At 57.4% G+C, this 13,202-nt stretch carries 11 protein-coding genes and 4 tRNA genes; 9 read left to right on the forward strand and 6 right to left on the reverse strand.

The window, feature by feature from the left end:
• Positions 1-8 precede the first annotated feature (8 nt).
• The 6 genes from alaS (at position 9) to F475_RS23235 (ending at position 4,825) form a co-directional block, all read left to right on the forward strand.
• The gene (gene alaS / locus F475_RS23210) at positions 9-2,630 is read left to right on the forward strand and encodes an alanine--tRNA ligase (protein ID WP_018926383.1); all 2,622 of its coding nucleotides are present in this window, start codon (positions 9-11) and stop codon (positions 2,628-2,630) included.
• Positions 2,631-2,721: 91 nt separating this feature from the next.
• Positions 2,722-3,963 carry an aspartate kinase gene (locus F475_RS23215; protein ID WP_007934911.1) on the forward strand — a complete coding sequence of 414 codons (1,242 nt, stop codon included), beginning with the start codon at positions 2,722-2,724 and terminating at the stop codon, positions 3,961-3,963.
• Between the two features lie 188 nt (positions 3,964-4,151).
• Positions 4,152-4,340 (forward strand): carbon storage regulator CsrA, encoded by a 189-nt coding sequence (csrA, locus tag F475_RS23220; protein WP_002554426.1) that lies wholly within the window; start codon positions 4,152-4,154, stop codon positions 4,338-4,340.
• 62 nt (positions 4,341-4,402) lie between these two features.
• Positions 4,403-4,493, forward strand: a tRNA-Ser gene (locus tag F475_RS23225).
• A 107-nt stretch (positions 4,494-4,600) separates the two neighbouring features.
• Positions 4,601-4,677 (forward strand) — tRNA-Arg (locus tag F475_RS23230).
• 71 nt (positions 4,678-4,748) lie between these two features.
• Positions 4,749-4,825 (forward strand) — tRNA-Arg (locus F475_RS23235).
• 19 nt (positions 4,826-4,844) lie between these two features.
• Here the strand turns inward: F475_RS23235 and F475_RS23240 are convergent.
• Positions 4,845-5,363: a hypothetical protein gene (locus tag F475_RS23240; RefSeq protein WP_018926382.1), complete on the reverse strand. Its 519-nt coding sequence runs from the start codon at positions 5,361-5,363 to the stop codon at positions 4,845-4,847.
• 321 nt (positions 5,364-5,684) lie between these two features.
• Here F475_RS23240 and mgtE point away from each other — a divergent pair, with 321 nt between their 5' ends.
• Positions 5,685-7,127: a magnesium transporter gene (mgtE, locus tag F475_RS23245; protein WP_018926381.1), complete on the forward strand. Its 1,443-nt coding sequence runs from the start codon at positions 5,685-5,687 to the stop codon at positions 7,125-7,127.
• Positions 7,128-7,234: 107 nt separating this feature from the next.
• Here mgtE and F475_RS23250 read toward each other — a convergent pair whose 3' ends face one another.
• Positions 7,235-7,561 (reverse strand): Arc family DNA-binding protein, encoded by a 327-nt coding sequence (locus F475_RS23250; RefSeq protein ID WP_018926380.1) that lies wholly within the window; start codon positions 7,559-7,561, stop codon positions 7,235-7,237.
• A 385-nt stretch (positions 7,562-7,946) separates the two neighbouring features.
• Here F475_RS23250 and phnN point away from each other — a divergent pair, with 385 nt between their 5' ends.
• On the forward strand, positions 7,947-8,519 hold the full coding sequence (phnN, locus tag F475_RS23255) for a phosphonate metabolism protein/1,5-bisphosphokinase (PRPP-forming) PhnN (RefSeq protein WP_026286446.1): 573 nt from the start codon (positions 7,947-7,949) through the stop codon (positions 8,517-8,519).
• On the opposite strand, the gene F475_RS23260 is transcribed toward phnN, so the two are convergent.
• Entirely contained in the window at positions 8,494-8,673 is a 180-nt protein-coding gene (locus F475_RS23260) for a PA3371 family protein (protein ID WP_018926378.1), read from the reverse strand. The two genes, phnN and F475_RS23260, sit on opposite strands and share 26 nt — an antisense overlap.
• Before the next feature lie 23 nt (positions 8,674-8,696).
• Positions 8,697-8,930 carry a hypothetical protein gene (locus tag F475_RS23265; RefSeq protein ID WP_111454811.1) on the reverse strand — a complete coding sequence of 78 codons (234 nt, stop codon included), beginning with the start codon at positions 8,928-8,930 and terminating at the stop codon, positions 8,697-8,699.
• A 291-nt stretch (positions 8,931-9,221) separates the two neighbouring features.
• Here F475_RS23265 and F475_RS23270 point away from each other — a divergent pair.
• A tRNA-Arg gene (locus F475_RS23270) sits at positions 9,222-9,298 on the forward strand.
• Positions 9,299-9,464: 166 nt separating this feature from the next.
• On the opposite strand, the gene F475_RS23275 is transcribed toward F475_RS23270, so the two are convergent.
• The gene (locus F475_RS23275; protein ID WP_256597236.1) at positions 9,465-10,388 is read right to left on the reverse strand and encodes a hypothetical protein; all 924 of its coding nucleotides are present in this window, start codon (positions 10,386-10,388) and stop codon (positions 9,465-9,467) included.
• A 141-nt stretch (positions 10,389-10,529) separates the two neighbouring features.
• Positions 10,530-13,202 (reverse strand): Ig-like domain-containing protein (locus tag F475_RS23280; RefSeq protein WP_146602953.1); only part of this gene is annotated, 2,673 nt, incomplete at its 5' end.

Genomic DNA, 13,202 nt, shown 5'->3' on the forward strand with positions numbered 1-13,202 from the left:
AGAACCTAATGAAAAGCGCAGAAATCCGTGAAGCCTTCCTTCGCTTCTTCGAAGAGCAAGGCCACACCCGTGTAGCCTCCAGCTCTTTGATTCCGGGCAACGACCCAACCCTGCTGTTCACTAACGCGGGGATGAACCAGTTCAAGGACTGCTTCCTGGGCCAGGAAAAGCGCGCGTACACCCGCGCCGTCAGCAGCCAGAAATGCGTGCGTGCCGGCGGCAAGCACAACGACCTGGAAAACGTCGGTTATACCGCCCGTCACCACACCTTCTTCGAAATGCTGGGTAACTTCAGCTTCGGTGATTATTTCAAGCGTGACGCCATTACCTTTGCCTGGACGTTCCTGACCTCCGACAAATGGCTGAACCTGCCGAAAGAAAAGCTCTGGGTGACTGTCTACGCCAGCGATGACGAGGCCTACGACATCTGGACCAAAGAAGTCGGTGTACCGGCCGAGCGCATGGTTCGCATCGGCGACAACAAGGGCGCGCCGTACGCTTCCGACAACTTCTGGACCATGGGCGATACCGGCCCGTGCGGTCCTTGCACCGAGATCTTCTACGATCACGGCGCCGACATCTGGGGTGGCCCACCGGGCTCGCCGGAAGAAGACGGCGACCGTTACATCGAAATCTGGAACAACGTGTTCATGCAGTTCAACCGCACCGCCGATGGCGTGTTGCACCCGTTGCCAGCCCCGTCGGTGGACACCGGCATGGGTCTTGAGCGGATCAGTGCCGTGCTGCAGCACGTTCACTCGAACTATGAAATCGACCTGTTCCAGAGCCTGCTGAGCGCATCGGCCAAGGCCATCGGTTGCACCAACGACAATCAGGCTTCCCTGAAAGTCGTGGCTGACCACATCCGTTCCTGCGGCTTCCTGATTGCCGACGGCGTGCTGCCGTCCAACGAAGGTCGCGGTTATGTACTGCGCCGGATCATTCGTCGCGCTTGCCGTCACGGCAACAAACTGGGCGCCAAGGGCAGCTTCTTCTACCAGATCGTTGCAGCCCTGGTCGCCGAGATGGGCGAAGCGTTCCCTGAACTGAAATCCCAGCAGGCGCACATCGAGCGCGTGCTGAAGGCCGAAGAAGAGCAATTCGCCAAGACTCTGGAGCAGGGCCTGAAGATCCTCGAGCAGGATCTGGCCGAACTCAAAGGCGACGTGGTGCCGGGCGACGTGGTGTTCAAGCTTTACGACACCTACGGTTTCCCGATGGACCTGACCGGCGACATCGCCCGTGAGCGCAGCCTGACCATCGACGAAGCAGGCTTCGAGCGCGAGATGGAAGCCCAGCGCGTGCGTGCCCGCTCCGCCAGCTCCTTCGGCATGGACTACAACAGTCTGGTCAAGGTTGATGTGGCCACCGAGTTCACCGGTTACACCGCTCACAGCGGTTCCGCCAAAATCGTTGCTCTCTATAAAGAAGGGCAATCGGTTGACGTACTGAGCGAAGGCGAAGAGGGCGTCGTCGTTCTCGATCAGACGCCGTTCTATGCCGAATCCGGTGGTCAGATTGGTGATTGCGGCTTCCTCCAGGCTGGCGCTGCGCGTTTCGACGTGCGCGACACCACCAAGACCGGCGGTGCGTTCCTGCATCACGGTGTGCTGGATTCGGGCAGCCTGATCGTAGGTGCTCCGGTGGAGACTCATGTCGATGCCGAAGTACGCCATGCGACGTCGCTGAACCACTCGGCAACTCACTTGTTGCACGCTGCATTGCGTCAGGTGCTGGGTGAGCACGTTCAGCAGAAAGGCTCGTTGGTCGACAGTCAGCGTCTACGCTTTGACTTCAGCCACTTCGAAGCGATCAAGCCTGAGCAGTTGAAGGCGCTGGAAGACATCGTCAACGCCGAGATTCGCAAGAACTCCGAAGTTGAAACCGAAGAAACCGACATCGAAACCGCCAAGCAGAAAGGCGCCATGGCGCTGTTCGGCGAGAAGTACGGCGACAGCGTTCGTGTGCTGAGCATGGGCGATTTCTCCGTCGAGCTGTGCGGCGGTATTCACGCCACCCGTACCGGCGACATCGGTCTGCTGAAAATCATCAGCGAAGGCGGTGTGGCTTCGGGTGTGCGTCGTATCGAGGCAGTCACCGGTGCCGCGGCACTGGCCTACTTGAATGCCGCAGAAGAACAACTCAAGGAAGCGGCCAACCTGGTCAAGGGCAGCCGCGATAACCTGATCGACAAGCTGTCGGCTGTGCTGGAGCGCAACCGTCTGCTGGAGAAGCAACTCGAGCAGTTGCAGGCCAAGGCGGCCAGCGCGGCGGGCGACGATCTGTCGGCTTCTGCCCTGGACGTCAAAGGCGTGAAAGTGCTGGCCGTGCGTCTGGACGGTCAGGATGGCAAGGCGCTGCTGGCGCTGGTCGATCAACTGAAAAACAAACTCGGCCGCGCAGTGATCCTGCTCGGCAGTGTCCATGAGGAAAAGGTCGTTCTGGTTGCAGGCGTGACCAAAGACCTGACTGGCCAACTCAAAGCCGGTGATTTGATGAAGCAGGCTGCTGCGGCAGTGGGCGGGAAGGGCGGTGGTCGTCCAGACATGGCGCAGGGCGGTGGTACTGACGCTGGCGCACTGGATGCCGCATTGGCCCTGACTGTTCCATTTGTAGAGCAGGGTTTATAAGGCAGTGTGCCTGGCCCGCGGTCTAGTAGCGGGCCAGAACGCTGTTTGAGTGATTTATTGGGCGCCCTTCATGGGCAGAGGCGGCTTTGAAATGGCTTTGATCGTACAGAAATTTGGAGGCACCTCAGTCGGCACTGTCGAGAGAATCGAGCAGGTCGCCGACAAGGTTAAGAAATTCCGCGATGCGGGCGATGACCTGGTGGTTGTGCTGTCTGCAATGAGCGGCGAAACCAACCGTCTGATCGATCTGGCCAAGCAAATCAGTGGCGACGGCCAACCGGTTCCACGCGAACTGGATGTGATCGTTTCCACCGGTGAGCAGGTGACGATTGCACTGTTGGCCATGGCGCTGATCAAGCGTGGCGTGCCAGCGGTGTCGTACACCGGCAACCAGGTACGGATTCTGACGGATAGCGCGCACAATAAAGCGCGTATCTTGCAGATTGATGACCAGAAGATTCGCGGTGACCTGAAGGCCGGTCGTGTGGTGGTTGTCGCCGGTTTCCAGGGCGTCGACGAGCACGGCAATATCACCACGCTCGGTCGTGGCGGTTCCGACACCACTGGCGTGGCGCTGGCGGCAGCCCTGAAGGCTGACGAATGCCAGATCTACACCGACGTCGACGGCGTCTACACCACCGACCCGCGTGTGGTGTCCGTGGCTCAGCGTCTGGACAAGATCACCTTCGAAGAGATGCTGGAAATGGCCAGCCTCGGTTCCAAGGTGTTGCAGATCCGTGCGGTCGAGTTCGCCGGCAAGTACAACGTTCCGCTGCGCGTACTGCACAGCTTCAAGGAGGGTCCGGGCACCCTCATTACTATTGATGAAGAGGAAACCATGGAACAGCCGATCATTTCCGGCATCGCTTTCAACCGCGATGAAGCCAAGCTGACCATCCGTGGCGTGCCAGACACCCCGGGCGTGGCGTTCAAGATTCTCGGCCCGATCAGTGCCGCGAACATCGAAGTCGACATGATCGTGCAGAACGTTGCGCACGATAACACCACCGACTTCACCTTCACCGTGCACCGCAACGACTACCAGGCGGCGCAATCCGTGCTGGAAAACACCGCTCGCGAGATCGGTGCCCGTGAAGTCGTTGGCGACACCAAGATTGCCAAGGTCTCGATCGTTGGCGTCGGCATGCGCTCCCACGCAGGCGTGGCCAGCCGCATGTTCGAATCCCTGGCGAAAGAAAGCATCAACATCCAGATGATCTCGACTTCGGAAATCAAGGTGTCCGTGGTGATCGAAGAGAAGTACCTGGAACTGGCTGTGCGCGCCCTGCACACAGCTTTCGAACTGGACGCGCCGGCCCGACAGGGCGAGTAATGCGTTCCCCCCGAAGGGCGCGGTCTGACCGCGCCCTTCGTTTTTTTGAATGGTGCGTACCAAAACTGTTCTTTTGCTCGCGCTAGTCAATACTCAGGCATGTAGGGCTACGACCTTTTCGGTTGTAGGTCGAATGCCTTTTTTTTGCAGACTGTTGTCCCTGAAATGAAATGCGTGAGGAGAAAGGTATGCTGATTCTGACTCGTCGGTGCGCAGAAAGCCTGATTATTGGTGATGGCGAAATCACCGTGACCGTGCTCGGCGTTAAAGGAAATCAAGTGCGTATTGGTGTCAACGCCCCGAAAGAGGTGGCTGTGCACCGTGAGGAAATTTACCTGCGTATCAAGAAAGAGAAGGACGAAGAACCAAGCCATTAATTTTTATCGTTTTTTATGTTTGCAAACGGGGATAAAGCTGGTTAATATACGCCCCGTGTTGCGGAGAGCTGGCCGAGTGGCCGAAGGCGCTCCCCTGCTAAGGGAGTACACCTCAAAAGGGTGTCGGGGGTTCGAATCCCCCGTTCTCCGCCATTATTTGTTTAGTACGTTGTAATCTGGCTTCTTCGGTAAGTTGTTGAAATTACTAGAAAAAGTGCTTTACAAAAAGATTTAACGGCCTATAATGCGCGGCAACAAATGCACTCGTAGCTCAGCTGGATAGAGTACTCGGCTACGAACCGAGCGGTCACAGGTTCGAATCCTGTCGAGTGCACCATTTAAGAGTTGTTTGCAGCAATGTGAGTAACTTGGCTTCAACCAGTTGTGATCTGGTATAAAAACACAAATGCACTCGTAGCTCAGCTGGATAGAGTACTCGGCTACGAACCGAGCGGTCACAGGTTCGAATCCTGTCGAGTGCACCAAACACCAAAAAGCCCGCGTTTAACGCGGGCTTTTTGCCGTCTGCGATTTGGCTTTTCCTTTGGTACAACCTTTCTCATCGAACTCGATGTGAGCACTGCGCCCTCGCTTGTTGTCGTAGCGGTAGCTCATGGCTGAATTGCGAGTGCTGATTTTGTCTGGCTTGCCGAGAGCGCTTTCGACGTCCTGCTGGCTCATGCCGGCAACCACTCTTTGATTGATGATCGCGATGCGGCGTTCCTTCGCGCTGAGCTGATTTCCACATTTGTCCTCGGACTGACCAACGACCGTCGGCTCTCTCCTTGGGTTTTTCATACTTGATGTTTCGCGAACCTCGGCTTCTGGCATCAGGGCTGTCGTGCTGCCAGGCAAAAACGTGCGTACTTCCTGAAGCGAAAGGCTTTCTCCGGTCGTACAGCTCAAGGTCGTGAAGGTGATGCGTCCGTCGGGGGCTTCACACCGGTGGATGGTCGTAGCAAACGCCCAGGGCGGCAGGCAGAGCAGGGCGGCAAGCAAAAAATAATTAGCATTCCGTGGCATTCGACGTCCTCCTTGACGGTCCATATCAAGGGTAGCCGTTACATTTTTCGACTGCGGTGTGTTTTCTTTTCAGGATGAGTCGTCGCAGTTCCATGGATCAGGACGGCGCTCAGGTTTGTCTCGCAAGCGCTTGTTTCAGCCGCGATTTTTTCACGTTTAAAACCGTCAGGCGGTGTTATCATTGCGCCTGTCAGCCCCGCCGGGGCTTGTGGAATACCTCCATGGACTTACCCAGTAGTTACTCAGTACCCCGTTTTTACAATCATGAATTGACTGATTGATCCTTCCGGCGTGCCCCGCTGCTGGGAGTGGAGTTCGCCTATGTCTGAAGTTGAAGTAAAGAAAACGCAGGAAAGCTTGCAGGACCGCCTTGCTCAAGTCGTTGAGCTGCTGCAGCGCCAGCGGGTGGTCGAAGACCTGACTCATCGCCAGGAAGGTCCGCATCACGACCGGGTCGAGAACCTGGTTCACCGGCAAAACCTCGTCGAGTTGCAACGCAAGCTCGATGATCTGCACTCCGCTGACGTTGCCTACATCCTTGAAGCCTTGCCACTGGACGATCGTCTGACCGTCTGGCAGTTGGTCAAGGCCGACCGCGACGGCGACATTCTGCTCGAAGTATCCGATTCGGTTCGTGAAACCCTGATCGCCGACATGGACGATCACGAGCTCCTGGCGGCGGCCAAGGACATGGATGCCGACGAACTTGCTGACCTGGCCTCCGAGCTGCCGCGAGACGTCGTCCACGAGCTGATGGAAACCCTCGATGCTCAACAGCGTGAGCGCGTCCGCTCCGCGTTGTCCTATGACGAGGAGCAGGTCGGTGCGCTGATGGACTTCGAGATGGTGACCATCCGTGAGGATGTCAGTCTTGAAGTGGTGTTGCGTTACCTGCGTCGTCTCAAAGAGTTGCCAAGCCATACCGATAAACTGTTCGTGGTCGATTACGACGGCGTGCTCAAGGGCGTGTTGCCGATCAAGCGCCTTTTGGTCAACGACCCGGATAAACAGGTCTCGGAAGTGATGGCCAGCGATCCGGTGAGTTTTCATCCGGACGAAGACGCCTACGAGGCCGCTCAGGCGTTCGAGCGTTACGACTTGATCTCGGCCCCGGTGGTCGACAAGAACGGCAAGCTGATCGGTCGTCTGACCATCGATGAAATGGTCGACCTGATTCGTGAAGAGAGCGAAAACGAAGTTCTCAACATGGCGGGTCTGCGCGAAGAAGAAGATATTTTTGCGTCAGTCTGGAAGTCCCTGCGCAACCGTTGGGCCTGGCTGGCGATAAACCTGATCACCGCGTTCGTTGCATCACGGGTGATCGGCCTGTTCGAGGGCTCTATCGAGAAGCTGGTAGCGCTCGCGGCATTGATGCCGATCGTGGCGGGTATCGGCGGCAACTCGGGTAACCAGACGATCACGATGATCGTTCGGGCCATGGCGCTGGACCAGGTCAGTACCGGCAATACGTCGAGGTTGATGCGCAAGGAGTTGGCGGTCGCCTTGATCAATGGCGTGGTCTGGGGTGGGGTGATTGGTGTGGTGTCCTACCTGCTTTATGGCAGTTGGTCCCTGGGCGTGGTGATGACCGCCGCCATGACGCTTAACCTGTTGCTTGCAGCATTGATGGGCGTGTTGATTCCGATGACCCTGGCGCGGCTTGGGCGCGACCCGGCAATGGGCGCGAGTGTGATGATCACTGCCATGACCGACAGTGGTGGCTTTTTCATCTTCCTCGGGCTGGCGACGATTTTTCTGCTCTGACGTTCTACCTCAAAAGAACCCGCCCAATCGGCGGGTTTTTTTTTGAGGGGCTGAATTTCAGGCAAAAAAAAGCCAGCAATTACGCTGGCTTGAGCTTTCAGGATGAATCAGGAAACGTCTGCAGCCATTTCGGCATCATGGGCGATCAGCGAAACCAGAGCGTTTTGCTGGCGGTGGGAGAGTTGGCGGAAGCGTTGCAGCAGTTCGCGTTCGTGTAATGACAGCTCGGGGCTGTCCAGGCGCATGCTCAATTCTTCGCCCAACGCGCCTTCCTGAATAAGACTCTGCTCAAGACGCGCGATGATTTCGGAATTCATGCTGCGATGATGATTGCGAGCCACCTCGGCAATGCGTTCACGCATTCCGTCTGGCAGACGTACGACGAACTTGTCAGCCGTACGGCTGGAATAAATTGCCTGTTTCAATGGGCGCATATATTTAACCGGTTAGTTCAGGGGAGCGGTTCTCGGGATAGGCCGCAGGATGTCAGATAGGACAAGCACTCCGACCAAATGTTCAACCTGAATTGATAGAGGCGCGCATCATGCCTCAAATTAGCCAGATCATTGGCGTCAATTCTGTGACAAATATTGATCTGGGTAAAGGCTTAATGCCAGCACCTATTATCAGAAATGCGGACTGGTTTGAAAACATTCCATGAGTCCGTATCGCTGACCGCGTCCTCTTGCCCGACAGGTGATGCCCGAAGACGCCTGAAGGTGCATGCTATGCGGATTCGATCCTTGTTCCTTACCTTAACAGGATAGTGGCAAATGGCCGATTTACTAGGGCAGACGGACGGTATGGGATGATTTCAGGATGGATGGCAGGCTGATTTATTTAATGGGGCCTTCGGGATCCGGCAAGGACAGCCTCATCGAAGCCGCTCGCGGGCCGTTGCGGGTGCGCAATTGTGAAGTCGTGCGGCGGGTTATTACGCGCTCGGCTGAGTCCGTCGGCGAAGACGCCATTGAGGTGTCCCGCGAAGAGTTCGAGCGACGCAGAAACAATGGGGATTTCGCGCTTTCGTGGCAGGCCAATGGGCTGGATTACGGTATTCCTGTGCGTATAGACCAGTGGCTCAAGGAAGGACGCGATGTGCTGATCAATGCTTCGCGCGGCCACCTGACAGAAGCGCAACAGCGCTATCCCACGCTGTTGCCGGTGCTGTTGACGGTCAAGGATGACGTTCTGCGAGAGCGCCTGCTACGGCGGGGGCGTGAAAGCCCGGCAGAAATTGAAGCGAGACTGTGCCGCAATGCGCTGTTCACGGCTGACGACACAATCGGTGATACGCAAATCCGTCGACTCGATAACTCCGGCGACCTTGCGGTCACCGTTGCCAGTCTTCTGGAGTTGCTGAGCGTCAGCGCAGAACCGGATCGAACTTGATCTTGCGCCCGGCGATCAGCGCCAGCACGAACAGCGCACTGAACACGCCGCAGGCAATCAGGGGCAGGGTGACGATCGTGTCCTGGACTAATGACAGATGAAGGATGCCACTCAGTAGAGCGAGGATGAGAAACCCTGCGGCTGATTTGGACATGCTGTGCTTCCTGATGAGGTGGTTCAAAATACCAAGCGTTCAAAAGACTGCGTGCGCGGTTGAAGACTTTCCTGGCTCAGCTCTTGGCTGACAAAACTGCGTTGATCGCTCGTGAGTGCCCATTGAGGCGCTTTTTGCAGCTGCAGGTCATGGGGCGTGCGTTGGGCAACCATCGCAGCGTCGTTTGCGGGGAAGAACTGAAAACCCAACAGAACCGCCAGGGCGACTGCATTCGCGACTAAAAGAGCGCTGTTCATGGGGCTGATCTCCTTCGTTCTTTGAGAACAGTCGAAGCAGCCCGCATGCCAAAAGTTTAACGGCTATTAAATCCTTTAAAAACAAAGAATTACGCTATTTTAACAAAATGCCGGCATTGCATTTTGCAATGATGGCATTTTGCGGTGATGCAATTTGCACGGTAAACAAAGCCACGCTACCGTGGGGCGTCTGCCTACACTTAAAAAGCCCTACGGACGACATGACAAAAGCGGGCCTGCCCGTTAACATGCACGCCGTCCATCGCCGCGCATTCCTTGCGCGCAACTTGTGTCTCAGTAGCTCAATTGGATAGAGCATCCCCCTCCTAAGGGGAAGGTTGGCAGTTCGAACCTGCCCTGGGACACCATATAATCCAAGGCCTACAGCGTCTTTTTGTTTCTCTGCTTAACCCTCATGGGTGCTAGGTGGGTGCAACAGGTATGCTTTAAGCAAAGAAAAGCCCTGCTCAGATTGTTATCTGGCGGGGCTTTTTCATAACTGTCGTGTCATGCGGTCTATCGACTCTTTCCCGATCAATCGTGAAAATGGACGCGCTGCGCGTACCACCAACACGCCCAGACGATGGTGATCACCAGGGAGGCGACGCAGAAGATTATGGTCTGACGCGCATTGCCAAGATCCTCTCGGGCAAACAAGCTAAGCGCCTGGAGGGCAGCCCCCCCAAAAAGCGCCAGGAACCCCATTCGCCAGGCGAACATGCGCTGTCGGTAAACGTCGAAAGCCAGCGGGAGCATAACGGCGCCATATATTACGGAAAGATAGCGAAGTCTAACGTCTGCATAATGGGTAAAGACCGAACCACTTGGATCGCCCAGGGAAGGCTGGATATCCGTTATGGCAGAAACGCAGAACATGAGCCCTTGGAGGGCGAGCATCGCTGTGACAATCACGATGACAGTGGGTGGCCGCTTTTGGGAGCTCCGAAGCTCATCGGGCGGCAAACCTTTTGATGCAATCGCGACCTGATTACTCAGCACCGTGCGAATGACCTCAGACAGCCATGCCTGATCGTTGCGGGAAAACCACATACAGATCCGCATCACGCCAATCCCACAGGCCATCATCGCAAGCCCCTCCAGCGGCATGAATGTGGCGTGCGGCCCAGGTACGGCGGTAAACAACGCCAATGCTGTAAAAAGCACACAAAACCCGAACCAGAAGCCCATGAAGAGCTTAACGGACCAGTGCAGCGCAAAACGCCCGGTTAGCACGACCTGGTTTTGGCGCACCTGGAATCGGCCGACGAAAAGTGGCTTGAATGAGTTGTGTACCATCGGGATGACACGTTGGAGCGAAACGCGAGACTCCGTCACCGTTCCCACGGCCGCTTCTCGAAAAGGCGTAAACATAGCCCAGTGCCGGGTCGCGGCTTTCAGGCGCTCAATAGATTCCGCCAGTCCGAACGAGCTCTCAAACTCGACCAGATCCGATCCCACCCAAAGTTCCCTCATCCATCGGAACATACACCCCCCCCTCTGGGCGCGTCATGCTTGGATTTCACGTTGGTATCGTGCAATTCATATTCGACCTTCCCTGGTCTCCACCACCATCATCAACTGCTCAACTCCAGCCCAATATCACGCCGTCAGCGTATGCTCCGCATCCCCGAACCAGGTGCGCACCAGATCGGGCCCAGGCGTACCAGCGTGGTCAAGCACCGCCACATCGACGAAATTCTTGCCATTGCTTGCGCCATCAGGGTCTACCTTCACGGTGATGTCGTTGCCGGTCTGCACCACTTGGACAAAGTCCGACACCTGGCTGGTGCCGGCGACGAAGTTGGCCTTGAGCAGTGCGGAGAGGTCGATTTTGTCCCCTTCGGCGTAGTTGTAGTCGAGGATATGATCGCCGCCTTCATTCACGTTGAAGTAGGCAAACACGTCGGCTCCCGCGCCACCGCTGAGCGTATCTGCACCGCCACGGCCCACGATGATGTCGTTGCCGTCGCCACCATTGATCGTGTCTGCGAGCATGGTGCCCACCAGCGTGCCGCTGGATTCTCCGTGGTAACTGACTTGAGTGCCGGCCGCGCCGCCGTCGGTGACCTGGAAATCTTCCGCCGAGTAATGCCCCAACAGGTTCACCTCGGCCCGATGCACGCCGTCGTCCACTGTCAGCAGGCCGCCGGCGCCAGAGGCGTTGGTGTTGTAGCTGAGTTGGGTGTTGGCGCCGAAAGTGAGATTGCCGAACGTCAGCATGTCATTGCTCTCAAGGCCGAGGATGCCGGCCAGCGAGCCCGCTGTTTCGGCCTGTGCGATCACCAGCGTACCCGCGCCTTCGCCGTGGAAGGCGACGGACCCGTGTGCAGCACCGGAGAAGGTCAGGGTCGCGTTACCGTCGATGGTCGCGCTGCCGTCGCCGGTCACGTCGGCCAGCAGGCGCAGGTCACCACCATTGGCCCACAGGTGGCCGGTGTTTTCGACCGTACTGGCCACCGTCATGCCGCCTGGGCTCGTGGACTCCAGCACCCCGCTGTTGGTGATGGTGTGGGTGCCGGTGTCGAGCACCAGGCTGTTCAGCCCGCTGGCCATGATCAGCCCCGAATTGATCAGCACCATCTGCCCGGCACCCAACTGGCCGGCGCCGGAAATGCGGTTGTCGACGTTGTTCAGTACGGTGTCGGCGCTGCCGCCGAAAATCACGTTTTGCGCGTTGTCGGATAGCAGCACCTGGCCGCCACCGGTCAAGGTCGCGCCACGGAACAGAACCTCAAGGCTGGTCGCGCTGCCGGCGGAGCCGAGCTCGATGGTGCCGCTGTTATGGATACTGCCACCGAACGGCATGATCGCGCCGTCGGCAATGGTGAGGGTACCGGTGTTGTTGGTGAGCGGATCGACATCGAACTGGAAGTTCGCTTCGCTCAAGTCCGCCGCATCGATACCTTTGAGAGTGACCGTCTGGCCGGTGCTTATGCTGACCAGTGCATTGCCGTTGGCGTCGTTAGTGATACTCAAGTCTGCAAAGCCGTTGATGCCAGTGAAGCCGACCAAGTCGATCTTGTCCGCTGCGGCATCGAAATTGAAGATCTGGTTGTTGCCGATCGGTTGGGCGAAGACGAAGGTGTCGGCACCTGACGAGCCGGTCAGGTTATCGTTAGCGGACAAGGCGAAGATCGGCGCGCCCGGGGCGTAGACTTCGACGTTGTTGAACACGTACGCGCTGGCGGTGCTGCCGTCGCTGTTGCTCCAGTTCATGTTGACGTCAAGCACCAACGCACCCACGAAGTCGCTTGGGGCTGTCACAGTCAATGCGCCGGGATCGTTGGTGTGCACGGTCCATGTGCCGTCGCCGTTGTCGGTTCCTGCATTGAACACCCACCCCGAGGGAACCCCGCTGATGGATACCGTTACGGGGCCGCTGATATCGGCTAACGGAACGTTGAGGGCTAGATTGATGGGGTCGCCGGCAACGCCTGCCGGAAGGTTGGCACTGCTGCCGGCCGCACCAGGATTACCCGCCAGGTCGGTGTAACTGTTCGCGGCAACGTCGACTTTTATGCTGCCGCCCTGGGTTCTGGTCAGTATTGCCGTGTAGGTATCGCCATCAACCTGGGTAAAGTTACTGAAGGTTCCGCGGGGCACTCCGCTCGTTGTCGTCACTGCGACATCAGACAGGGTGAAACCGCTCACTGTCTCACTAAATTGGAATGTCACCGTCGACGTTGAACCGACCGAACTCCCTAGGGCCGTCCCCGTCACTGCCACCGTCGGCGGCACGGTATCAACTGGCGTCTCAATGACGTTCTGCACGTTTACCGTAATGGTCTGCGTGTCGATTCCGCCATTACCGTCGGCCACCTGAACGTTCACAACATAGGCGTTGTCGCCGGTGGTTCCACCGACATCCTGGGGATTCTCGTAGTCGGGCGCCGAATTGAACGTCAGCACCCCACTCGAACTGATCGAGAATTTGCTGAAGTCCGTCCCGGCCGTACTCAGGATCGAGTAGCTCAGCGTCTGCGCTGGTAGATCAGCGTCAGTCGCCACCACTGTCGTGACCGCCGTGGTGTTCTCCAATACGTTGATCGAAGCCGTCGCACCAGCACCGTTGGAAGTGATCGTCGGTGAGTCGTTGCTGCCGGCGATATGCACGGTGACCGAAGTGAGGGTGCCATCGGCACTGCTCACCGTGAAGGTGTCGGTGTAGGTGGTGCCGGCGGCGAACTCGTTGTGGGCGGAGTTGGCGACGTAGGTCCAGGCACCACCGGTGCCGATGGAGAACTGGCCGTAGCTGCCGGCGGTGTTGGTTTG

Origin of the sequence: Pseudomonas sp. URMO17WK12:I6 (assembly GCF_003253625.1) — a bacterium.
Lineage (GTDB): Bacteria > Pseudomonadota > Gammaproteobacteria > Pseudomonadales > Pseudomonadaceae > Aquipseudomonas.